Raw genomic sequence first — 19,926 nt, forward strand, 5'->3', positions numbered from 1 at the left:
TGTTCTGGATACTGTTCCGGGACCGACATTAGAACATGAAATACCTCTGCGCCATGGGCAGAACCTCGGCCGGCGCGCATGTCAGAAGCTCGCCGTCTGCGCGCACCTCATAGGTCTCGGAATCGACCTCGATAGCAGGGGTAGCGCCGTTATGGATCATGCTCTTCTTGGAGATGCCGCCGCGAGTGTTTTTCACAGGGTAAAGCTTCTTTTCGATGCCGAGCTTGCGCGCCAGCCCGCCCGTAATCGCGGCTTTCGAGGTGAACACCACGGAAGATGCCGTCAGCGACTTGCCGTAGGCGGCGAACATCGGCTGGTAATGCACGGGCTGCGGCGTCGGGATCGACGCATTCGGGTCGCCCATCGGCGCCGCCACGATCGAGCCGCCCTTGATGATGCAATCCGGCTTGACGCCAAAGAAGGCCGGCGACCACAGCACGAGATCGGCGAGCTTGCCCTTCTCCACCGAGCCGATCAGTTTCGACACGCCATGTGCGATCGACGGGTTGATTGTGTATTTCGAAATGTAGCGTTTGACGCGGAAATTGTCGTTGTCGTTACCCTTGTCCTCCGGTAACGCGCCGCGTTGTTTTTTCATCTTGTCGGCGGTCTGCCAGGTGCGGATGATGACTTCACCGAGCCGCCCCATCGCCTGCGAGTCCGACGACATCATCGAGAGCGCGCCGAGATCGTGCAAAATGTCTTCCGCGGCGATCGTTTCCTTGCGGATGCGGCTTTCAGCGAACGCAAGGTCTTCGGCAATCGAGGGATCGAGATGGTGGCACACCATCAGCATGTCCAGATGCTCGTCGATGGTGTTGCGCGTGAAGGGGCGCGTCGGGTTGGTCGAGGACGGCAGCACGTTCTTCAAGCCGGCGATCTTGATGATATCAGGCGCATGGCCGCCGCCGGCGCCCTCGGTGTGGAAGGCATGGATGGTGCGGCCCTTGAACGCCTTCACGGTGTCCTCGACGAAACCTGACTCGTTCAGTGTATCCGAATGCAGCATCACCTGGACGTCGTAATCGTCGGCGACGGCGAGGCAGTTGTCGATTGCGGCCGGCGTGGTGCCCCAATCCTCGTGCAGCTTCAACGCGCAGGCGCCGCCCTTGATCATCTCGACCAGCGCGGCGGGGCGCGCCGCGTTGCCCTTGCCCGAAATACCGAGATTGACCGGGAAGGCGTCGAACGACTGGATCATCCGCCCCATGTGCCACGGCCCGGGCGTGCAGGTCGTCGCAAACGTGCCGTGCGAGGGACCGGTGCCGCCGCCCAGCATCGAGGTGACGCCAGACATCAGCGCGTGCTCGATCTGCTGCGGGCAGATGAAATGGATGTGGCTGTCGAATCCGCCGGCGGTGAGGATCTTTCCCTCGCCCGCGATGATGTCGGTGCCCGGGCCGATCACGATGGTGACGCCGGGCTGAATGTCGGGATTACCGGCCTTGCCGATCGCAGCGATCATGCCTTCCTTGATCGCGACGTCGGCCTTCACGATGCCCCAGTGATCGACGATCAGCGCATTGGTGATGACGGTATCGGCGGCGCCCTGCCGGTTGGTGACCTGCGACTGCCCCATGCCGTCGCGGATCACCTTGCCGCCGCCGAACTTCACCTCCTCGCCATAGGTGGTGAAATCCTTTTCGACCTCGATGATGAGATCAGTATCGGCCAACCGCACCTTGTCGCCGGTGGTAGGCCCGAACATGTCGGCATAGACGGAACGTTTGATTTTGACGCTCATAGTTTCCCCTGCACGTCGCCGCGGAAGCCGTAGATGACACGCTTGCCGGCGAGTGCGACGAGTTGCACATCGCGGGTCTGGCCGGGCTCGAAGCGCACCGCGGTGCCGGCGGCGATGTCGAGCCGCATGCCACGGGCTTTTCTACGATCGAATTTCAAGGCCGGGTTGGTTTCGAAGAAATGGTAGTGCGAGCCGACCTGGATCGGGCGGTCGCCGGTGTTGGCGACGGTGAGTGTCACCGTCTTGCGGCCGGCATTGAGTTCGATCTCGCCGTCCTTGATGAAGAGTTCGCCGGGGATCATCTTGGTACCTCGTATTGCTCTGCTGCGTCATGGCCGGGCATAGCCGTCTGAAGGACGGCGTCGCTTTCGCTCGCCTTTGCCCGGCCATCCACGCCTAACCGCCCCGTCCAAAGGACGTGGATGCCCGGGACGAGCCCGAGCATGACGACGTTGATAGATCGGCGCGTCTCACCTGATCGGCTCATGCACGGTGACGAGTTTTGTCCCGTCGGGAAATGTCGCCTCGACCTGGATGTCGTGGATCATCTCCGGGATGCCGTCCATGCATTGCGCGCGGGTGATGACCTGCGCGCCCGATTGCATCAGCTCGGCGACAGTGCGGCCGTCGCGCGCACCCTCGACGATGAAGTCGGAGATGATGGCGATCGCCTCCGGATGGTTGAGCTTGACGCCGCGCTCCAGCCTGCGGCGTGCCACCATGGCCGCCATCGAGATCAAGAGCTTGTCCTTTTCGCGGGGAGACAGATTCATGCGAGCACTCGGGTGATTGTAGACCTAGTTGATCCAAAGCCTCTAATTTAGCCAAAGCCTTTATTAGTTAAGCCAAAGTCTTGGCAGCGCCACGCCGCTGGCGCGGCCAAGCACGGCCATCATATCGGCGCGGAGCCGGGCCGCATCTTGGGCACAGAAGCGCGCCATTGCAAATCCATTCCAGCAGGAGATGCCGACCTCGCCGCCGAACGTTTCCGATGCTTCGCGGATGCGCTCGACCACGGCCTCGTCGCCGGGCACGATCAGCGCGGTGCCGATGGCAACGCCGCCTTTGGCGATGGCAGGTCGCGCCAGCTTTTCGCCGATGTCGCCGTCGAGCCGGACAGTCTCCGCGAATACCAGTCGGCCGCCACGGCGCAGGCGCCAGCGATCGACGAACTCGCCGTGCAGCATCTTTTCGCCCATCGCCGCGCGGCCGAACACCACGATTTCGCAGAGCAGAAGCGAAGCGTCTTCGGCCAGGTCGATGTCGATGCGCCTGACAATTCGAGCCCGATCGAACAGGATGGTCTCCTGCGGCAACCAGGCGAGGTGCGAGCCTGCCTCCGCCTTCAGAGTGATGCTGAGCTGGGCAGCCGCACCCGGCGCGCGATAGACCTTCTCGGCAGCCGCCGTCGTGAGCGTCAGCCGTGATCCCTCGCCTGCCGCGATGTCGATGTCGAAGCGGTCGCCGCCGGCGATGCCGCCGGCGGTGTTGACGAACACGCCCGACAGCCCTTCCGCTTCGGGCGAGGGAAAGCGCACGCGCAGCGAGCCGGATTCATGCAGATCCCCGCGGCGCGTGACCCCATTCTTGAGATGCACGCCGAACCGCACCGCGCCCTGGGCGCGGTTGGCCGCGAATGTTGCTGAAGCGCCGTGCGCTATATCGGTCCGCATCCGTCCCCCAAACCGCGTTATGGAGCCGCAATCGAACCAGCGACGTTACAGCGCCATCTGGCGGCTGATCTCGGCGGGATCGAGGTTGGCGCGGTCGCAGGCATATTTCACCGCGCCGCGGTCCATGACCGCAAAATTGTCGCCGAGCTCGCAGGCAAAGTCGAGATATTGTTCGACCAGCACGATCGCCATGTTGCCGAGGCTGCGCAGATAGGTGATGGCGCGGCCGATGTCCTTGATGATCGAGGGCTGGATGCCTTCGGTCGGCTCGTCGAGCAGCAGCAATTTCGGCCGCATCACCAGCGCGCGGCCGATCGCCAATTGTTGTTGTTGCCCGCCGGAGAGGTCGCCGCCGCGCCGGCCCAGCATCGTGTTCAGCACCGGAAACAGCGAGAACACGTCGTCGGGGATATGGCGATCCTCGCGCTTGAGCGGGCCGAAACCGGTCTTGAGATTTTCTTCCACCGTCAACAGCGGAAAAATCTCGCGGCCCTGCGGCACGAAGCCGATGCCGCGCCGTGCGCGCTCGTAAGGTTTCAGGCCGGTGATGTCGCTGCCATCGAGCGTGATCGACCCACCCGCGATCGGGTATTGGCCGACCATGGCACGCAGCAACGAGGTCTTGCCGACGCCGTTGCGGCCGAGCACGCAAGTAACCTTGCCCGGCTCGGCGGACAGCGAGACGCCGCGCAGGGCTTGGGCTGCGCCGTAGTAAAGGCTGATATTGTCGACCTTCAGCATGCCCTCGGCCTTCCCATCTCGTGTCCCGCGCGCGGTGCAGCACGCAGTGATGCACCGCAGATGCGGGATCCAGAACGGGTCCCGGTTCTACAGCGCACCATTTCGCTGCGCTCATGCTGCGCTGTGCCCGGGACATGAAACTGAATATTTGCTTCCACGCCTATCTTCCCAGATACACTTCGATCACCCGCTCGTTCGAGGAGACCTGATCGATGGTCCCCTCCGCCAGCACCGTGCCTTCATGCAGGCAGGTGACCTTGACGCCGAGTTCGCGGACGAAGGTCATGTCGTGCTCGACGACCATGACCGTCTTTTCCTTGTTGATTTCCTTGAGCAGTTCCGCGGTCTGATGCGTCTCGACGTCGGTCATCCCGGCGACCGGCTCGTCGACCAGCAGAAGTTTCGGATCCTGCGCCAGCAGCATGCCGATCTCGAGCCATTGCTTCTGGCCGTGCGACAGGCTCCCTGCCAATCTGTTGCGCGCATCCCTCAGGCGGATGGTTTCCAGCACGCGGTCGATCCGCTCGGCTTCGTCCCTGCTGCCGCGCCAAAACAGCGTGCCCTTGACGCTGTGATCGACATTGAGCGCCAGCAGCAGATTGTCCTCGATGGTCTGGCTCTCGAACACCGTCGGCTTCTGGAACTTGCGGCCGATGCCGAGTTCGGCGATGCGGGTTTCGTCGAGCCGCGTCAGGTCGGTCATGCCGTCGAACAGCACCGTGCCCTCGTCCGGCTTGGTCTTGCCGGTGATGATGTCCATCATCGTGGTTTTGCCGGCGCCGTTCGGGCCGATGATGGCGCGCATCTCGCCAGGCTCGAGCGTCAGTGACAGATTGTTGATGGCGTGAAAGCCGTCGAACGAGACGTGCACGCCGTCGAGATAGAGCAGCGCGGAAGTGGTCCTTCCCTCCATGACACTCATGCGTTCACTCCGCCGGCTTCGGTTCGCCGACGCCGTCTTCGAGATCGGCGCTTTCGGCATTGGCCCGTTGTGTTTCCTTGCGCGACGCGCGCCAGGCACTGAAGGTACCGACGATGCCCTTCGGCAGCAGCAGCGTCACCAGGATGAACAGCGCGCCCAGCATGAACAGCCAGTACGGCGCCAGCGGGCCCGACGTGAAGTAGGTTTTTGCGTAGTTGACGACGACCGCGCCAAGTGCCGCGCCCACCAGAGTGCCGCGGCCGCCGACGGCGACCCAGATCACCGCCTCGATGGAATTGCCCGGCGCGAATTCGGATGGGTTGATGATGCCGACCTGCGGAACATAGAGCGCGCCGGCAACACCGGCCATGCAGGCCGACAGCGTGAACACGAACAGCTTGTAGGACTCCACGCGATAGCCGAGGAAGCGCGTGCGGGATTCGGCGTCACGGATCGCAATCAGGACCTTACCAAGTTTCGAGGTAACCACCGCACGGCAAATCAGGAAAGTGACGATCAGCGCGAGGCAACTCAGCGCGAACAACGCGGCGCGGGTGCCGTCGGCCTGCACGTTGAAGCCGAGGATGTCCTTGAAGTCGGTCAGGCCGTTGTTGCCGCCGAAACCGAAATCGTTGCGGAAGAACGCGAGCAGCAACGCGTAAGTCATCGCTTGCGTGATGATGGAGAGGTAGACGCCGGTAACGCGGGAGCGGAACGCCAGCCAGCCGAAGCAGAACGCCAGCAGGCCCGGCACCACCAGCACCATCAAGGCCGCGAACCAGAACATGTCGAACCCGTACCAGTACCACGGCAGGCTTGGATAATTCAGGAACACCATGAAGTCGGGCAATATCGGATTGCCGTAGACGCCGCGGCTGCCGATCTGGCGCATCAGGTACATGCCCATCGCGTAGCCACCGAGCGCGAAGAACGCGCCATGGCCGAGCGAGAGAATGCCGCAGTAGCCCCAGATCAGGTCGATCGAGAGCGCGAGGATAGCGTAACAGGCGTATTTTCCGAACAGCGCGACCAGATAAGTCGGCACCTGGAACATCGAACCCGCCGGCAACAGCAGGTTCGACAGCGGGATCAGCACGCCGAGGCCGGCGACGACGACGAGGAAGATGGTGGCGCTGCGATCGAGCGAGCGCGTCAGCACGTGCGGCGTCATGCTTCCACCGCCCGGCCCTTGAGCGCGAACAGCCCGCGCGGCCGTTTCTGGATGAACAGGATGATCAGCACCAGAATGGCGATCTTGCCGAGGACAGCGCCTGCCACCGGCTCCAGGAACTTGTTGGCGATGCCGAGCGTGAAGGCGCCGACCAGCGTGCCCCAGAGATTGCCGACACCGCCGAACACGACGACCATGAAGCTGTCGATGATGTAGCTCTGGCCGAGATTGGGGCTGACATTGTCGATCTGCGACAGCGCCACGCCGGCAATCCCGGCGATGCCCGAGCCTAGGCCGAAGGTGAGCGCGTCGACGCGCGAGGTGGCTATGCCCATCGAAGCCGCCATGCGGCGATTTTGAGTGACCGCACGCATCTCGAGCCCGAGCGCCGTGTAGCGCAGCATGGCGAGCAGGATGACGAAGACGGCCAGCGTGAAGCAGAGGATCCAGAGCCGGTTATAGGTGATGGTGATCTGCCCGAGTTCGAACGCGCCGCTCATCCAGGATGGATTGCCGACCTCGCGGTTGGTCGGGCCGAACATCGTGCGCACGGCCTGCTGCAGCACCAGCGACAGGCCCCAGGTCGCGAGCAGCGTTTCCAGCGGGCGGCCATAGAGAAAGCGGATGATGCCGCGCTCGATCAGGACACCGATGGCCCCCGCAACCAGGAAAGCCAGCGGCACCGCGATCAGCAGCGAATAGTCGAACAGGCCCGGATAGCGCGTGCGAATGACTTCCTGCACCACGAAGGTGGTGTAGGCGCCGATCATCACCATCTCGCCATGGGCCATGTTGATGACGCCCATGACGCCGAAGGTTATCGCCAGCCCGATCGCGGCGAGCAGCAGCACCGAGCCGAGCGACAGGCCGTACCAGGCGTTCTGCACCATCGACCACATCGCCAGATTGCTCTGGATCGAGGTGATCGCGCTGGCGGCGGCGCGCGCGACATTGGGCGGCACGTCGCCGCTCAGTCCGGTCAATAGCGCCATCGCTTCCTGGTCGCCGCGCGCCTTGACGACGGCGACGGCTTCGAGCTTTTCCACCTCGGTCGCGTCAGGCTTGTAGAGCAGGATCGCAGCGCGGGCCTCGGTGAAGGCCGCCTTGGCACCCTTGTTGGTTTCCTTGGCGAGCGCGTCGTCGATGACCGCAAGCGCGCTCTCCTCGTGGCTCTTGAAGACCGATTGCGCGGCCGCGATCCGCTTGGCAGGATCGGGCGACAGCAGCGTCAGGCCACCGAGCGCGGCCTCCACGGCGCGGCGTAGGCGGTTGTTGAGGCGGACGGCGGCGGCATTGTCCGGCAGCTTGTCGACGGCGGCGCCGGTGGCGGCATCGATGATCTTGCCGTCGCTTCCCGTTACGAAAACCTTCTTGGTATCCGGATCGGCCGACAGCCGGCCTTCCTGCAGCGCGCTGATGATGGGAAAGGCTAGCGGATTGCCCGACGTCGCAACCGCGCCGATCGCCTCGTCGGTGTCGGAAAAATCGTCATTGGCGAATTTGGCGACCGCATCCTCGAACGGCCCCGCCAGCGCCGGCACGGCGAAAGTTGCAGTCAGGAGGATTGCGAGCAGAACCGCGCGAATACGGTGGAGGAAATTGGCAGGCACAATACGACCCCGGCAGGAGTGTGGGGAGAAGGCGGCGGCACCGCCGCCTTCTCCGGTCTCTCTTGGTAGTTCTCTTGGAAGTTTATTCTTGCAACTCAGACAGACCACGATCCTGTCGGATCAGATCGAGATCATGATCCTGTCGGATCAGATCGAGATCAGGAGCCCTGACCCCCGCACTTGTTGGTCTTGGTGTTGTAGTTGCCGCACTTCTTGCCGACCCAGTCGCCGATCAGGTCCTTGGAGCCGTCGAGCTCCTTCGACCATGCGTCGCCGGCCACCAGGCCCGGGGTCTTCCACACCACGTCGAACTGGCCGTTGGCTTTGATTTCGCCAATGAACACCGGCTTGGTGATGTGATGGTTCGGCAGCATCTTGGAGGTGCCGCCGGTCAGGTTCTTGGCTTCGATGCCGGGCAGCGCGTCGATCACCTTGTCCGGATCGGTCGACTTCACCTTCTCGACCGCCTTGACCCACATGTCGAAGCCGATGACGTGCGCTTCCATCGGATCGTTGGTCACGCGCTTCGGATTCTTGGTGTAGGCCTGCCAGGCCTTGATGAACTTCTCGTTGGCCGGGTCCTTGATCGACTGAAAGTAGTTCCAGGCGGCGAGATGGCCGAGCAGCGGCTTGGTGTCGATGCCGGCGAGTTCTTCTTCACCGACCGAGAACGCGACAACCGGAATGTCGGTCGCCTTGATGCCCTGGTTGCCGAGCTCCTTGTAGAAGGGAACGTTGGCGTCGCCGTTGATGGTGGAGACCACGGCGGTCTTCTTGCCGGCCGAGCCGAACTTCTTGATGTCGGCCACGATCGTCTGCCAGTCACTATGACCGAACGGCGTGTAGTTGATCATGATGTCTTCCTGCTTGACGCCCTTCGACTTCAAGTAGGCTTCGAGGATCTTGTTGGTGGTGCGCGGATAGACGTAGTCGGTGCCGGCCAGCACCCAGCGCTTCACCTTCTCGTCCTTCATCAGGTAATCGACCGCGGGGATCGCCTGCTGGTTCGGCGCAGCACCCGTGTAGAACACGTTGCGCTCGCTCTCCTCACCCTCGTACTGCACGGGGTAGAACAGGATCGAGTTCAGCTCCTTGAATACCGGCAGCACGGACTTGCGCGACACCGAGGTCCAGCAGCCGAATACGACCGAGACCTTGTCCTTGGTGATCAGCTCGCGCGCCTTTTCCGCAAACAGCGGCCAGTTCGACGCCGGGTCGACGACGACAGCCTCGAGCTTCTTGCCGAGCACGCCGCCCTTCTTGTTCTGCTCGTCGATCAGGAAGAGAACAGTATCCTTCAGCGTGGTTTCGCTGATGGCCATGGTGCCGGAGAGCGAGTGCAGGACGCCGACCTTGATGGTCTCCTGCGCCTTGGCGTTTGAAAATGCGGCCAGGCCCAAAACCAGGCCGGCGGTCGCCGCCAGCCAGCGACGACGGCTCATCGTCGTTATATCGTGAGTCAATTGAGTAAGCATGAGGTGTCATCTCCCTGACGCAGACGTTAAACGCGCTGCGAACGGCCCCACGGCCGCCTGCGTTAACGGAATCGCAAGAACCATGCCATCGGCTGAAAACGGGATAAGCCCATATAATCGCTTTCGAATCCCGAGCGCGCGGAAATCCGCGGCGGCAAAGCTGCTTATTTTTTAGACTGCGGAAATGTATGCTTTGGCGGCAAACTATCTATTTTTTGTGCAAATGGCGCAATTTGGCTAAATTTCTTGCACGATTTTTGGTCGTTTGGATTTCTAACGGGCGCAACAGTTCGGCCTAGCTGGCGGTGTTTCCTTAACCGCACGGACGACATGCGCGGAATTCACCTTGAAAGCGCCGCGCGGGTGCTCCATATGAACTGCGTGACCTAGAGAATCATCAGGTCCTTGCGAGCCGCGTGTTCTGAGCCCGTTCAACGGTTTCTGGCTTGCCCCTTTTCAGCTAGCACAACCGACGCCCCAAACACGCGGGTGTCTCAGACACACTCGCGCGCTCCTGGCCATGAAGGCCGGGTGCCTGCCTTTTTTAATGGAAAGAACCCTCTTTTGACCTCCTTTCAGGATTTCGGCCTCGCCGATCCCATCTCGCGTGCACTCAAGGAAGAAAATTACCACACGCCCACGCCCATCCAGGCTCAGACCATCCCTCTCGCAATGACCGGCCGTGACGTCGTCGGCATCGCCCAGACCGGCACCGGCAAGACCGCAGCCTTTGCGCTGCCGATCCTGCACCGCATTCTGGAAAACCGCATCCGGCCGCAGCCCAAGACCTGCCGCGTGCTGGTGCTCTCGCCCACCCGAGAATTGTCGGGTCAGATCCTCGACAGCTTCAACGCCTATGGCCGCCACATCCGCCTGAGTTCGGCGCTGGCGATCGGCGGCGTGCCGATGGGCCGCCAGGTCCGCTCGGTGATGCAGGGCGTCGAAGTCATGGTCGCGACCCCCGGCCGCCTGCTCGATCTCGTCCAGAGCAACGGGCTGAAGCTTGGCCAGGTCGAATTCCTCGTGCTCGACGAAGCCGACCGCATGCTCGACATGGGCTTCATCAACGACATCCGCAAAATCGTCGGCAAGCTGCCGATCAAGCGGCAAACGCTGTTCTTCTCGGCCACCATGCCGAAGGACATCGCCGAACTCGCCGAAGCCATGCTGCGCGACCCCGCCCGTGTGGCGGTGACGCCGGTGGCCTCGACGGTCGAGCGCATCACCCAGCGCATCATCCAGGTCGATTTCTCGGCCAAATCGGGCGTGCTGGCGCAGCTTCTGAAGCAGGAACCGGTTGACCGCGCGCTGATCTTTACCCGCACCAAGCACGGCGCCGATAAGGTGGTGAAGACGCTCGAAAAGGCCGGCATTTCAGCCAACGCCATTCACGGCAACAAGTCGCAGAACCACCGCGAGCGCGTGCTGGCCGCGTTCCGCACCGGCGAGATCCGCACGCTGGTGGCGACCGACATTGCCGCCCGCGGCATCGATGTCGACGGCATCAGCCATGTGGTGAATTTCGATCTGCCCAACATCCCGGAAACCTATGTCCACCGCATCGGCCGCACCGCGCGCGCCGGCGCCGAAGGCGTTGCGATCTCGCTGATCGCAGGCGCCGAGGAGATGGGCTATCTGCGCGATATCGAGCGGCTGATCCGTATCACGTTGCCGCGGGAAGACCAGCGTACGCCGGGCAGCCGCGACGCCGCGCCAGCCCCCTCGCAGCGCCCTGCACAACACCGGGGCGGACGGTCCGCACCGCGCGCCCACACCGCCAGATCCCAGGACTCCAGGGGACATGAATCCCGAGGTCACGAATCCCGGGGACATGAAGCGGCACCGGGATCAAAAGGCCCTCGCCGTCCCCGCCGCGGTGGTGGTAAGAATGCCGCACCGCAGCCGAGCCGGCACGAACAGCCGCGTCCGGCGCAGCAGGCCGGCAAGAGCCAAGGCGGGAAAAGTGAGGGCATTCAGGGCGTCGCCTTCTTGCATCGCGAGAGCCGTCCGAATACTCAACCCAACCGTACCCACCGACCGCAGCGCTAAGCCTCGATCGACCTGGAGACCACTATGGCTAAAGAAGAGCTGATCCAGTTCGAAGGACTGGTGACCGAAATCCTCCCCGACGCGCGCTACCGCGTGCAGCTCGATGCCGGACACGAGATTGTTGCCTACACCGCCGGCAAGATGAAGAAGAACCGGATCAAGACGCTGGCAGGCGATCGGGTCACGATCGAAATGTCGCCCTACGATCTGGAGAAGGGCCGCCTGATCTTCCGTCACAAGGACGAGCGTCCCAATACCGGAGCCCCGCGTAGCGGACCACCGCGTGGCGGCCAGTTCCGCCGCCGGTAAACGCGTCACTAACGCCTGCCGAAAACGCGCCCGATACGTCCATATCGTGCGCGGTCGCGACCGGCTGGCCGGCCGAATCAAAAAATCGTGCACGTCAGGATTGTTTTGACCACTACTATCGAATAATATTAGCCATCGATTTTCGGCCGGACGACATTAGCTATCCACCGGTACAGCCGGTTTAGACGCTGACGACCCTTCCAAAAATTCGATCTCACCAGCCCATCGAAGGGTGGGCTACGACTTGTATATCTGAGAAGGGACTACCCCCGTGAGCATGGGAACCGTGAAGTGGTTTAACGCAACCAAGGGCTATGGCTTCATCCAGCCGGATGATGGCGGCAATGACGTGTTCGTGCACATCAGCGCTGTCGAGCGTGCCGGCCTTGGAACGTTGCGTGAAGGCCAGAAGATCTCCTACGAAATCGTAGCAGATCGCCGCTCTGGCAAATCTTCGGCCGACAATCTGCGCGCCGCCGGATAAAGCGATTTTCCAGGGCGCGCGCGCCATGGAAAATTGCCTCTGAATAAAGCGAAAGGCCGCGCCCATGGCGCGGCCTTTTTCTTTGCGATCATTCTTCTTTGCGTTCGATCAGGCCGCGGCCGTCTCACTTCGTTTCGCAGACCTCCGTTTTGTAGTTCACGCAAAGCCCCTGGCGCGGACGGGTGTAGCTGACGTCGCTCAGCGTGATGCCATCCTCCTTGTTGATGAACCAGGCTACGCTGGGCACGAATTTATACTTGACCTCGCTGAAAATCAGGTAGGTGCCGCCGATCTTGAGCGCCTCCGGGATCTCGATGATGTCGCCCGGCGAATGCGCCTCAAAACCCTGGCTCCACTGCACCCGCGCCTTCAGCGTGGTGGGATTGATATAGAGTTCCGAGATCTTGCCCTTCACCGGCGTCGACGAATATGGCGTCATGATCGCCTTGCCGGCATTGAAAAAGTTGGTCAATTTGGCGTCGTCGACCGAGGTGTTCTGGGACGTCAGGTCCGACAGCGTGCGCGCCATTATCGTCACCTTGCGGTCGATGGCGACGCCGGCGGAGAACTCGTTGGTTCCAACCAGCAGTACCGCCATGACCGGGATGATCATGGCAAATTCGACGGCGGCAAGACCGCTGTTGTTGCCACGCAATTCGAACGCCCGGCGGCGAATGCGAAGCCAAATTGTCCTCATCGATTTCATTGCCCTTGGCCTTACTTGTAAGGTTCATTCTGGAACGCGGCGGTCGCGGTCAACAGCCGCTTGTTATCCCTGAGATTCGAGACATTGAAGCCGAGGCCGGTAACGAACAGCGGCCATTTGTAGAACAGCCGCACGACGACGATGTCGCCGGGCCCGCCGGGGAGATAATTGTTCGGAGGAACGAAATCGTTCTTCCCGTCTTTCGGGTCGGAGACGATCGGGTCTTTAACGTCGACGGCGGAGAACTCCTTGTAGCTCTGCACGTCGATCGAGACACCGTTTTCGCAATCGAACATCAGCTTGAGCTTTTCGCAAACTTTTTCCTTGAACGTCGCCTGGGAATACTCGGCGTTCTGCGCCTGGCCGGTCATGATCAGGCGCGCCGTATCCTGCGTCACGGTCTCGAGGATCTGGGTGGAAAAGAACACCAGCGCCAGTTCGATGATCGCGAACAGAACGGCGAAAAACATCGGCCCAACCAGCGCGAACTCGACGGCGGCAGAGCCCCTTCGGTTGCGACGAAACCGGCGCAGGATGTTGGTCTTGGGAGCTGTGGAAGGCGGCATCGAAGAAACCTCAGAGCGCGAGGAGGAATTGCCGCAAAAACCTATCCGAAACTGATTATTGAATTGTTTCGGCCGTTCCAGACAGAGCGGCCCGCGCCGTTAACCGGGTCTTTACCGTGGCGCGAGACGGCGCCGGTGCCATCAGCCAGATGCAGCCGACGGCAGCCTCGCGCAACTGGTCAGTTCGCCTTGCCGCCGGATGCCGAGCCGGCAGCCTGGCTGGAGAGCGAGCCAGCCTGATCGATTGCGGTCTTGAAGTAGCCGTCACCGTCGCCGAGGGTGACCCTGCGCTGACAGATCGGCATGCAGCTATAGGATTCGCGCTCGACGCCGCGGTAGACGGTGACGAGCTGATCGGTTGGGCCTTCGACCTGGATCTGGCGGTCCACCAGCACCTCGCCGTTGCGGTCCATGGCGATGAAATTGGTGGCGCCGTAGCCCTTGCCGGTGACGACGACGATGCCGCCGCTTTGCAGGGTCACGTCCGCGATCAGCGGGTTTCCGACCACGATGGTGGAGACCTTGGCAGGAAGCTTCACGAGCTTTGCCTGATCGACATAGACGGCGATTCGGTCGGGATCGGGCCCAGCCATGCAGACGGCCGGCCACAGCAGGATTGCTACGGCGAGGGACAATCCAAAACGCGCGTGCGCGCGAATACGCTGGAACGTGAACGACATACTTTACCCCGGGGCATCAACAAGCCGGCAATGGCGATACGCAGCGGAACCGGCGCCCGACACGGTGAATCTGACGACAATTCATGAACAAAGGGCAAATAGGCCCCGTTTTGAGGCAAGAAATCCGTCGTTTGCCTATTTGCGGAACGGATAGGCCAGTTGTCCGATGATTTCTCGGGGAAACGAAGGCTGATCGTCCACGCCATATTGGTCCGGCAGCGTGCCTTTCGGCATCCGGAAGGTCCCGAACAGGATGTCCCAGAGCGGAAAGGTGCCCGCGAAATTGGTGTCGCCGCCCTCTTCGCGGGAGGTGTGGTGCCAGCGGTGAAACACCGGCGTCGCCACGACGTATTTGACGGGACCCAGCGTCCAGTTGAGGTTGGCGTGAACGAACGCCGAATGGAAGATGTTCAACGGCCCGAGCCAGAGCATCACGCCCGGCGAAATACCGGCCATCAGCAGCACGACATCGACGCCGATGGTGCCTAACAGCAGGTTAATGGGGTGAAAGCGCGCCGCCGAGATCCAGTCCACATCTTCCGACGAATGATGGATGGCGTGGTATTTCCAGAACCCGCCGCCATGGAACATGCGGTGCAGCCAGTACATCATGAAATCAGCCACGACCAGGAACAGGATCGCCTGCAGCCACAATGGCAGCCTCGACAGCGGGCCATGGCCGTTGTCGTAGAAGGCTATCAGCTCGTCGGCGTCGCGAATTCCAAACACCAGGGCGGCGCCGAGCACCAACAGCCCGATGCGGAACACGCGCGCGAACAGCGGCACCAGGAACCAGTAGCAGATGTCGGTGACGAGCTCGCGCTTGCGCCACCAGGGCCTGCCGGGGTTGCAGGCCCAGAAATGCGCCAGCACCGAGAACACCAGCGCCAGCGCGATCGTAACCGGCACCACCTTGGCCAAGGTCTGGCCGAGCATTTCGATGACTTCGGTCGGCAGGTTCATTTCGACCGGCGTACCAGAATCCCTGCCTCGCCGCCAGATCGCACGTCCGTCAAGGGTGTCAGGAGGTCGTCAAGACGGCCTTCGGGGCGCGGCCAGCCGACGCCAGCGCGTGGCCCAGCCGATTGAAGCGCCGCTCGATCAGAGGCTCTATCAGATAAGAGCTGAGCGCCAGCGACACGGCGAAGACCAGCACGAACAGTGGCACGAGGCCCATCGGGAAGAGCGCGGCGACGGCCAACGCCACGACAAAATGAATGAGATAGATGGCGTAGGAGTGACGTCCGAACAGCCCCACCCACGACATCGAGACGTTTGAGATCAGGACCGCGAATGCGAACGCAGCCAGCAGCGCGACTTCGGCACCCCATGCAGAGGACAGCGAAGCGCCGAGCAGGAGCAGCGCGCCGAATGTCGGCCGGTTTTTCAGTTCTATATAGTCGTACAGCAGAATGCCAAACCCGAAGCAGATCGCCTGGCGCGGCAGCCAGCAATAGAAGAAGCCTTCAGCCAGAGGCGCCTGGCTGGCGGGCAACGACGCGGCCAGCCGCGGGATCAGGTAGTGGTCGGCGGCAAACTGCCCGATGACGCTCACCAGCGCGATCAGCGCATACACGAGCAACGGGCCGTTAGCCGACCGGCGAAACAGGGAGATCAAAAGCGGAAACAGCAGATAGAACTGCATTTCCACCGCAATGCTCCAGCCGCCGGGAACGACCGAATTATACGCGGTGACGCTGCTCCAGTGCAGGAAGAAGAACGTCAGCAGGACGTCGCTTACACCGACGCCGTCAGGCGCAAAGTTCCTGGTGCCCTGGCCCTTCGTCACCAGGAGATAGAAAACAATGGCGATCCAGAACAGCGGCGCGATCCGGAAGACGCGCCGGAGATAGAACGAGCGGGTGGCGGCGAGATCGAGCCTGTCGCCGAACGTCAGCATCATCGTATAGCCGCTGACGATGAAGAAGAGCTGCACGCCGAGTTCGCCATACTCCTTGGCAAACCAGCTCAGGCCGGGAACGACGCCGGTGGATTCTTGCTGGCAGTGCACCAGGACAACCAGCAGGATGGCCAAGCCGCGCAAAAGATCCAGCGATTGGTTGCGCCGTGTCATGGCGTGCGGCCGGTACGGACGTGCAACACGGCGTTGCCATCAGCGTAAGCGCGCCGCCAGCCACCGATATGATCGAGCAGGCCGACCGCAGGCGTAGACGGCGTTAGCAGCACGGCGTCGATGTCCCATTTATCGAGGAGCTGGAGGAACTGGTTGACGTCCTTGAGCTGCATGGCGCGGTAAAAGGCCATGTCGAACGCTTCGCCGTAGAGCTCGGCGCGCCCGCCGACGAACACGGGTGTCTGGCGCCAGATCAGATAGCCGCCGAACGAGAGATCGTTGAGAACCCGTTTGGAATTATGCGCCTTCAGCGCATCGACGGCCGCCGCCGGCGATTGACTTTCGGGCGGTGCAAAAGTGGTTGTGGCCGCCAGCAGCCATGTCCAGCCGCCGAGCAGGACCAGGACCACCGCCATCACGGACATCGGGACGCCAGTACGGGCGGCCCATGCCGGCCGCAGCGCGAACTGCGATGCCACCGGCGCGAGCACCACGATCGGCAGCAGCAGGGCGAAGATCTCGACATTCCTGACATGCGACAGCGCCATGTGCAGCAGGCCCAACACCAGCGCGATCCGCGGCGGCGTGAGCTTGACGCCGCCGTAAAGCGCGCCGGCGGTCAGCGTGAGGATCGCCATCTCGAACGCGCTGAATTTGCTGAAATCCGCCGGCATCCATTCAGAGATCAGATGCAGGAGTTCGCCGAGATCGAGGATCTTGCGTGCGGCAAGGATCGATCCCCACCCGTAAGGCGTGGCGCAGCAGGCTACCAACGCGCCAACACCGAACGCCACCCAGCGCAGCGCCACCGATCTTTGCTGCACGCGATCGGCATTCCACAGCGCATCGAGCGCGAACGCGCCGACCAGAACGAGGCCGAACACGAATCCGCCGTGCAGGTTCGCCCACACCGCCATCAATGGCAGCAGCCATGGCGACGGCGCCTGGCCGCGCTCGCTCGCCGATATCAGCCCGTTCGCCCACGCAAGCATGATCGGCAGCACCAGCACATGCGGGCGCGCCAGAAAATGCCCCATCGAAAGCGCCAGCACCACCATCGCGACGGCGACCGCATAGGTCGTGGGAATACGGCGGCCGAGAATATGAGTGAACAAGGCGAAGGTCGCGGCGATGCAGGTCGCGGCGAGAACCACCGGCCCGGTCCAGCCCGCCAGATTGTAGCTCGTCGCATACAGCACCTGCGCCAGCCAGGACGACGACGTCCAGGGCTCGCCCACCTTGGTGAAGGAGTAGATGTCGACGCGCGGCAATGCGTGGTGATCGAGGATCCACTGGCCTACGGCGATCTGCCAGTAGGTATCGGAATCGTTCAGAAGCGCCCGTCCGCCGATCAGCAGCAGCGCGTAGACGCCAATTCCGAGCCAGAGCCATGCCGGGATGTCGGCAAGGCTGAAGGCCTTCTCCCGCTGGATCGCCGCAGCTTCAGTGCTCATGCTAAACTACCGGCCGGATTGGTGACGGAATATTGCCGTCCTCTTCAAGCGAGAGAGCACCGTGAACACAAGAGCGAGCGCGATCGTGACCGGAACGACCCTTGCCCATCGTCTGGCCTACCAGCTCGATGACTTCCGTTGGCAAACTAGACATGACGGCCCCGTTCAATCGGAGACTTCAGGGCTATCTGTTCGCGCTTAAGGAGCCGTGAATCAAAGGAGTCTATCGACACCGCGCGCGACCGCGACGAACGGCCCCCCGCAGCCCGCTTGCATCTTATCGGATACCTTAATGCGGTGTTTACTCTGCTCAAGAACAGCAAGTTCCAAGCATTTTTGCACAGTCGAATTAACTGCGCCGAAATTGTCGCACCCTAGGGTAACGCCATGGTCACGGTGCTGAGAACGCCGCGAGACCAAATTTTAGTTCGACCAGCCACCTGTACACAGGAGTTATCATCTATGAAGAATCTCGTTTCGCGTTTCGTGAAGGATGAGTCCGGCGCCACCGCCATCGAATACGGCCTGATCGCCGCCGGCATCGCGATCGCGATCATCGCCGCGGTGCAGGGCGTGGGTACCCAGCTTTCCACCAACTTCGGCAACATCAAGACCGAACTGGCGAAGTAAAGATTGCGCCAAGGGCCCCGGGCTATCCGGGGCCCTTGTTGCTTCCGGCGCGCCAATTGCGCCCACCCCGCAAGCGCCGCAATTCGAATCGCCTGCTCCGATCGCGCCGCTTTTCAGATTCTTCACCAATCACGACTAGGTTGTGGCGACGCTCCGATCCATAAGCCTCTTCCACTGCGGCTCTCACTCTCATGATGATCGATCTGGCGCGCCTTCTGCTGTTTCCCGCCCTGATGGCGTTCGTGGCTGCGAGCGACCTCTTCACCATGACGATTTCGAACCGGATATCGCTGGCGCTGATCGCGGGCTTTCTGGTCCTTGCGCTGCTGGGCGGCATGGGCCTGCACGACATGCTCTTGCACATCGGCGCCGGCGCAGCCGTCCTCGTTGTTGCCTTTGCCTGCTTTGCGATGGGCTGGGTCGGCGGCGGCGACGCCAAGGTCGCGGCCGGCGTGGCGCTCTGGTTTGGCTTCGAACATCTGCTCGATTATCTGGTCTATGCCTCGCTGTTCGGCGGCGCGCTGACGCTGTTGCTGCTGCAATTCCGGCAATGGCCGCTGCCCTACCCGCTTGCGGGACAGGCTTGGCTGAACCGACTGCACGACAAGCGGACCGGAATCCCCTACGGCATCGCGCTCGCACTCGGCGCACTGATGATCTATCCGCAAACCGAATGGATCAAGGCCGTAGACCTCGCTCAACTCGCCATGCGCTGATCCAGCGCCGCTAACTTTCCGTTAAGGCAATTTACACACGCCTCATTAACCATGCTTTGACGAATAGCTGGTCAACTCCCATCACGGCGGCGGAAGCGTCGCGGCGTAATGTGGAAAGTGAAGCGTATGAATACCGCACGCATTGTGGTCCTGGCCATCGCCATCGGCGCCGGCGGCATTGCCGCATATCTCGCCAGCGGGTCCGGCGACAAACCAGCGCCGGCCCAGCCGGTTGCGCAGATGCAGACCGTCGATATTCTCGTCGCCAAATCGGATATCGGCCTTGGCCGCTCGGTCAAGCCGGACGACCTGCAATGGCAGACCTGGCCGGCCGCGACCGCCAGCAGCAACTTCATCAGCCGCGCCAGCAAGGCCGACGCCATCAAGGAGATCACGGGCTCCATCGCGCGCGCGCCGTTCATCGCGGGTGAACCGATTCGAGAACAGAAGCTGGTGAAGGCCGACGGCTCCGGCTTCATGGCGGCGATCCTGCCCGCCGGCTACCGGGCCATCTCCACCGAAATTTCACCGGAAACCGGCGCTGGCGGCTTCATCCTGCCGAACGACCGCGTCGACGTGCTTCTTACCAAGCGCGAGAAGAATCCGGACAAGGCAGGCCCGGACATCTCCAGTGCGGAGGTCATCCTCACCAATGTTCGCGTTCTCGCGATCGACCAGGCGCCGAAGGAAAAAGAAGGCACCAACTCACTGGTCGGCAAGACGGTGACCCTCGAACTGAAGCCCGAGCAAGCCGAGACGTTGGCGCGATCGCGCCAGGGCGGCTCGCTGACGCTGGCGCTGCGCAGCATCGCCGACATCAACGCGGTCGAGAAGCCTGACGAACAAATCAACAAGCGCGGCGAGAACCTCAACGTCATCCGTTACGGCGTTGCCAGCCAGCAGACGATGCAGAAGTGACCGA

The 19,926-nt window shown here is 62.1% G+C and carries 21 protein-coding genes; 6 read left to right on the forward strand and 15 right to left on the reverse strand.

Annotation, left to right across the window (positions count from 1 at the left end; translation table 11 throughout):
• Positions 1–28 precede the first annotated feature (28 nt).
• The 9 genes from ureC to urtA form a co-directional block, all read right to left on the reverse strand.
• Positions 29–1,744 (reverse strand): urease subunit alpha, encoded by a 1,716-nt coding sequence (gene ureC / locus IVB22_RS22350; protein ID WP_247519405.1) that lies wholly within the window; start codon positions 1,742–1,744, stop codon positions 29–31.
• Positions 1,741–2,046: an urease subunit beta gene (locus IVB22_RS22355; RefSeq protein ID WP_247519406.1), complete on the reverse strand. Its 306-nt coding sequence runs from the start codon at positions 2,044–2,046 to the stop codon at positions 1,741–1,743. The genes ureC and IVB22_RS22355 overlap by 4 nt, the downstream gene beginning before the upstream one ends.
• Positions 2,047–2,214: 168 nt before the next feature.
• Positions 2,215–2,517, reverse strand: coding sequence for an urease subunit gamma (locus IVB22_RS22360; protein ID WP_025588283.1), 303 nt, complete (start codon positions 2,515–2,517; stop codon positions 2,215–2,217).
• A gap of 63 nt (positions 2,518–2,580) precedes the next feature.
• A complete protein-coding gene (locus IVB22_RS22365; RefSeq protein ID WP_247519407.1) occupies positions 2,581–3,417 on the reverse strand; it encodes an urease accessory protein UreD in 837 nt (278 codons plus the stop codon).
• 45 nt (positions 3,418–3,462) lie between these two features.
• A complete protein-coding gene (gene urtE / locus IVB22_RS22370; protein WP_247519408.1) occupies positions 3,463–4,158 on the reverse strand; it encodes an urea ABC transporter ATP-binding subunit UrtE in 696 nt (231 codons plus the stop codon).
• Between the two features lie 160 nt (positions 4,159–4,318).
• Positions 4,319–5,080: an urea ABC transporter ATP-binding protein UrtD gene (urtD, locus tag IVB22_RS22375; protein ID WP_247519409.1), complete on the reverse strand. Its 762-nt coding sequence runs from the start codon at positions 5,078–5,080 to the stop codon at positions 4,319–4,321.
• A 4-nt stretch (positions 5,081–5,084) separates the two neighbouring features.
• Positions 5,085–6,251, reverse strand: a complete 1,167-nt coding sequence (urtC, locus tag IVB22_RS22380; RefSeq protein WP_247519410.1) for an urea ABC transporter permease subunit UrtC — start codon at positions 6,249–6,251, stop codon at positions 5,085–5,087.
• Positions 6,248–7,861: an urea ABC transporter permease subunit UrtB gene (gene urtB, locus IVB22_RS22385; protein WP_247519411.1), complete on the reverse strand. Its 1,614-nt coding sequence runs from the start codon at positions 7,859–7,861 to the stop codon at positions 6,248–6,250. Before urtB ends, urtC begins: the two co-directional genes overlap by 4 nt.
• A 158-nt stretch (positions 7,862–8,019) precedes the next feature.
• Entirely contained in the window at positions 8,020–9,303 is a 1,284-nt protein-coding gene (urtA, locus tag IVB22_RS22390) for an urea ABC transporter substrate-binding protein (protein ID WP_108514304.1), read from the reverse strand.
• A gap of 597 nt (positions 9,304–9,900) precedes the next feature.
• Between urtA and IVB22_RS22395 the strand changes: the two genes are divergently transcribed.
• The 3 genes from IVB22_RS22395 (at position 9,901) to IVB22_RS22405 (ending at position 12,178) form a co-directional block, all read left to right on the forward strand.
• A complete protein-coding gene (locus IVB22_RS22395) occupies positions 9,901–11,385 on the forward strand; it encodes a DEAD/DEAH box helicase (RefSeq protein WP_247519412.1) in 1,485 nt (494 codons plus the stop codon).
• 24 nt (positions 11,386–11,409) lie between these two features.
• Positions 11,410–11,694 (forward strand): translation initiation factor IF-1, encoded by a 285-nt coding sequence (gene infA / locus IVB22_RS22400; RefSeq protein ID WP_247519413.1) that lies wholly within the window; start codon positions 11,410–11,412, stop codon positions 11,692–11,694.
• Positions 11,695–11,965: 271 nt separating this feature from the next.
• Positions 11,966–12,178, forward strand: a complete 213-nt coding sequence (locus tag IVB22_RS22405) for a cold-shock protein (RefSeq protein WP_002714433.1) — start codon at positions 11,966–11,968, stop codon at positions 12,176–12,178.
• A gap of 124 nt (positions 12,179–12,302) precedes the next feature.
• Here IVB22_RS22405 and IVB22_RS22410 read toward each other — a convergent pair whose 3' ends face one another.
• The 6 genes from IVB22_RS22410 to IVB22_RS22435 all read right to left on the reverse strand — a co-directional run bounded on the left by IVB22_RS22410 (position 12,303) and on the right by IVB22_RS22435 (position 17,658).
• Positions 12,303–12,875, reverse strand: a complete 573-nt coding sequence (locus IVB22_RS22410) for a TadE/TadG family type IV pilus assembly protein (RefSeq protein WP_247519414.1) — start codon at positions 12,873–12,875, stop codon at positions 12,303–12,305.
• 20 nt (positions 12,876–12,895) lie between these two features.
• The gene (locus tag IVB22_RS22415; RefSeq protein WP_247519415.1) at positions 12,896–13,450 is read right to left on the reverse strand and encodes a TadE/TadG family type IV pilus assembly protein; all 555 of its coding nucleotides are present in this window, start codon (positions 13,448–13,450) and stop codon (positions 12,896–12,898) included.
• Between the two features lie 179 nt (positions 13,451–13,629).
• On the reverse strand, positions 13,630–14,130 hold the full coding sequence (locus IVB22_RS22420) for a pilus assembly protein N-terminal domain-containing protein (RefSeq protein WP_247519416.1): 501 nt from the start codon (positions 14,128–14,130) through the stop codon (positions 13,630–13,632).
• Positions 14,131–14,265: 135 nt separating this feature from the next.
• Positions 14,266–15,093, reverse strand: a complete 828-nt coding sequence (locus IVB22_RS22425) for a sterol desaturase family protein (protein WP_247519417.1) — start codon at positions 15,091–15,093, stop codon at positions 14,266–14,268.
• A 58-nt stretch (positions 15,094–15,151) separates the two neighbouring features.
• Entirely contained in the window at positions 15,152–16,204 is a 1,053-nt protein-coding gene (locus tag IVB22_RS22430) for an acyltransferase (RefSeq protein ID WP_247519418.1), read from the reverse strand.
• Positions 16,201–17,658, reverse strand: a complete 1,458-nt coding sequence (locus IVB22_RS22435) for a hypothetical protein (protein ID WP_247519419.1) — start codon at positions 17,656–17,658, stop codon at positions 16,201–16,203. The genes IVB22_RS22430 and IVB22_RS22435 overlap by 4 nt, the downstream gene beginning before the upstream one ends.
• Before the next feature lie 462 nt (positions 17,659–18,120).
• On the opposite strand from IVB22_RS22435, the gene IVB22_RS22440 reads away from it, so the two are divergent.
• The 3 genes from IVB22_RS22440 to cpaB all read left to right on the forward strand — a co-directional run bounded on the left by IVB22_RS22440 (position 18,121) and on the right by cpaB (position 19,922).
• Complete coding sequence (locus IVB22_RS22440) at positions 18,121–18,288, forward strand: Flp family type IVb pilin (protein ID WP_247519420.1); 168 nt, start codon at positions 18,121–18,123, stop codon at positions 18,286–18,288.
• A 191-nt stretch (positions 18,289–18,479) separates the two neighbouring features.
• Complete coding sequence (locus tag IVB22_RS22445; protein WP_247519421.1) at positions 18,480–19,004, forward strand: prepilin peptidase; 525 nt, start codon at positions 18,480–18,482, stop codon at positions 19,002–19,004.
• A 126-nt stretch (positions 19,005–19,130) separates the two neighbouring features.
• A complete protein-coding gene (gene cpaB / locus IVB22_RS22450) occupies positions 19,131–19,922 on the forward strand; it encodes a Flp pilus assembly protein CpaB (protein WP_247519422.1) in 792 nt (263 codons plus the stop codon).
• The last annotated feature ends 4 nt before the right edge of the window (positions 19,923–19,926 follow it).

The organism is Bradyrhizobium sp. 190, from assembly GCF_023073415.1.
Classification (GTDB): Bacteria; Pseudomonadota; Alphaproteobacteria; order Rhizobiales; family Xanthobacteraceae; genus Bradyrhizobium.

Excerpts from the sequence above, each read along its gene's own strand:
- ureC (WP_247519405.1), bottom strand. The coding sequence starts at position 1,744 with ATGAGCGTCAAAATCAAACGTTCCGTCTATGCCGACATGTTCGGGCCT.
- IVB22_RS22355 (WP_247519406.1), bottom strand. The coding sequence starts at position 2,046 with ATGATCCCCGGCGAACTCTTCATCAAGGACGGCGAGATCGAACTCAAT.
- IVB22_RS22360 (WP_025588283.1), bottom strand. The coding sequence starts at position 2,517 with ATGAATCTGTCTCCCCGCGAAAAGGACAAGCTCTTGATCTCGATGGCG.
- IVB22_RS22365 (WP_247519407.1), bottom strand. The coding sequence starts at position 3,417 with ATGCGGACCGATATAGCGCACGGCGCTTCAGCAACATTCGCGGCCAAC.
- urtE (WP_247519408.1), bottom strand. The coding sequence starts at position 4,158 with ATGCTGAAGGTCGACAATATCAGCCTTTACTACGGCGCAGCCCAAGCC.
- urtD (WP_247519409.1), bottom strand. The coding sequence starts at position 5,080 with ATGAGTGTCATGGAGGGAAGGACCACTTCCGCGCTGCTCTATCTCGAC.
- urtC (WP_247519410.1), bottom strand. The coding sequence starts at position 6,251 with ATGACGCCGCACGTGCTGACGCGCTCGCTCGATCGCAGCGCCACCATC.
- urtA (WP_108514304.1), bottom strand. The coding sequence starts at position 9,303 with ATGAGCCGTCGTCGCTGGCTGGCGGCGACCGCCGGCCTGGTTTTGGGC.
- infA (WP_247519413.1), top strand. The coding sequence starts at position 11,410 with ATGGCTAAAGAAGAGCTGATCCAGTTCGAAGGACTGGTGACCGAAATC.
- IVB22_RS22410 (WP_247519414.1), bottom strand. The coding sequence starts at position 12,875 with ATGAGGACAATTTGGCTTCGCATTCGCCGCCGGGCGTTCGAATTGCGT.
- IVB22_RS22415 (WP_247519415.1), bottom strand. The coding sequence starts at position 13,450 with ATGCCGCCTTCCACAGCTCCCAAGACCAACATCCTGCGCCGGTTTCGT.
- IVB22_RS22420 (WP_247519416.1), bottom strand. The coding sequence starts at position 14,130 with ATGTCGTTCACGTTCCAGCGTATTCGCGCGCACGCGCGTTTTGGATTG.
- IVB22_RS22425 (WP_247519417.1), bottom strand. The coding sequence starts at position 15,093 with ATGAACCTGCCGACCGAAGTCATCGAAATGCTCGGCCAGACCTTGGCC.
- IVB22_RS22430 (WP_247519418.1), bottom strand. The coding sequence starts at position 16,204 with ATGACACGGCGCAACCAATCGCTGGATCTTTTGCGCGGCTTGGCCATC.
- IVB22_RS22435 (WP_247519419.1), bottom strand. The coding sequence starts at position 17,658 with ATGAGCACTGAAGCTGCGGCGATCCAGCGGGAGAAGGCCTTCAGCCTT.
- IVB22_RS22440 (WP_247519420.1), top strand. The coding sequence starts at position 18,121 with ATGAAGAATCTCGTTTCGCGTTTCGTGAAGGATGAGTCCGGCGCCACC.
- IVB22_RS22445 (WP_247519421.1), top strand. The coding sequence starts at position 18,480 with ATGATGATCGATCTGGCGCGCCTTCTGCTGTTTCCCGCCCTGATGGCG.
- cpaB (WP_247519422.1), top strand. The coding sequence starts at position 19,131 with ATGAATACCGCACGCATTGTGGTCCTGGCCATCGCCATCGGCGCCGGC.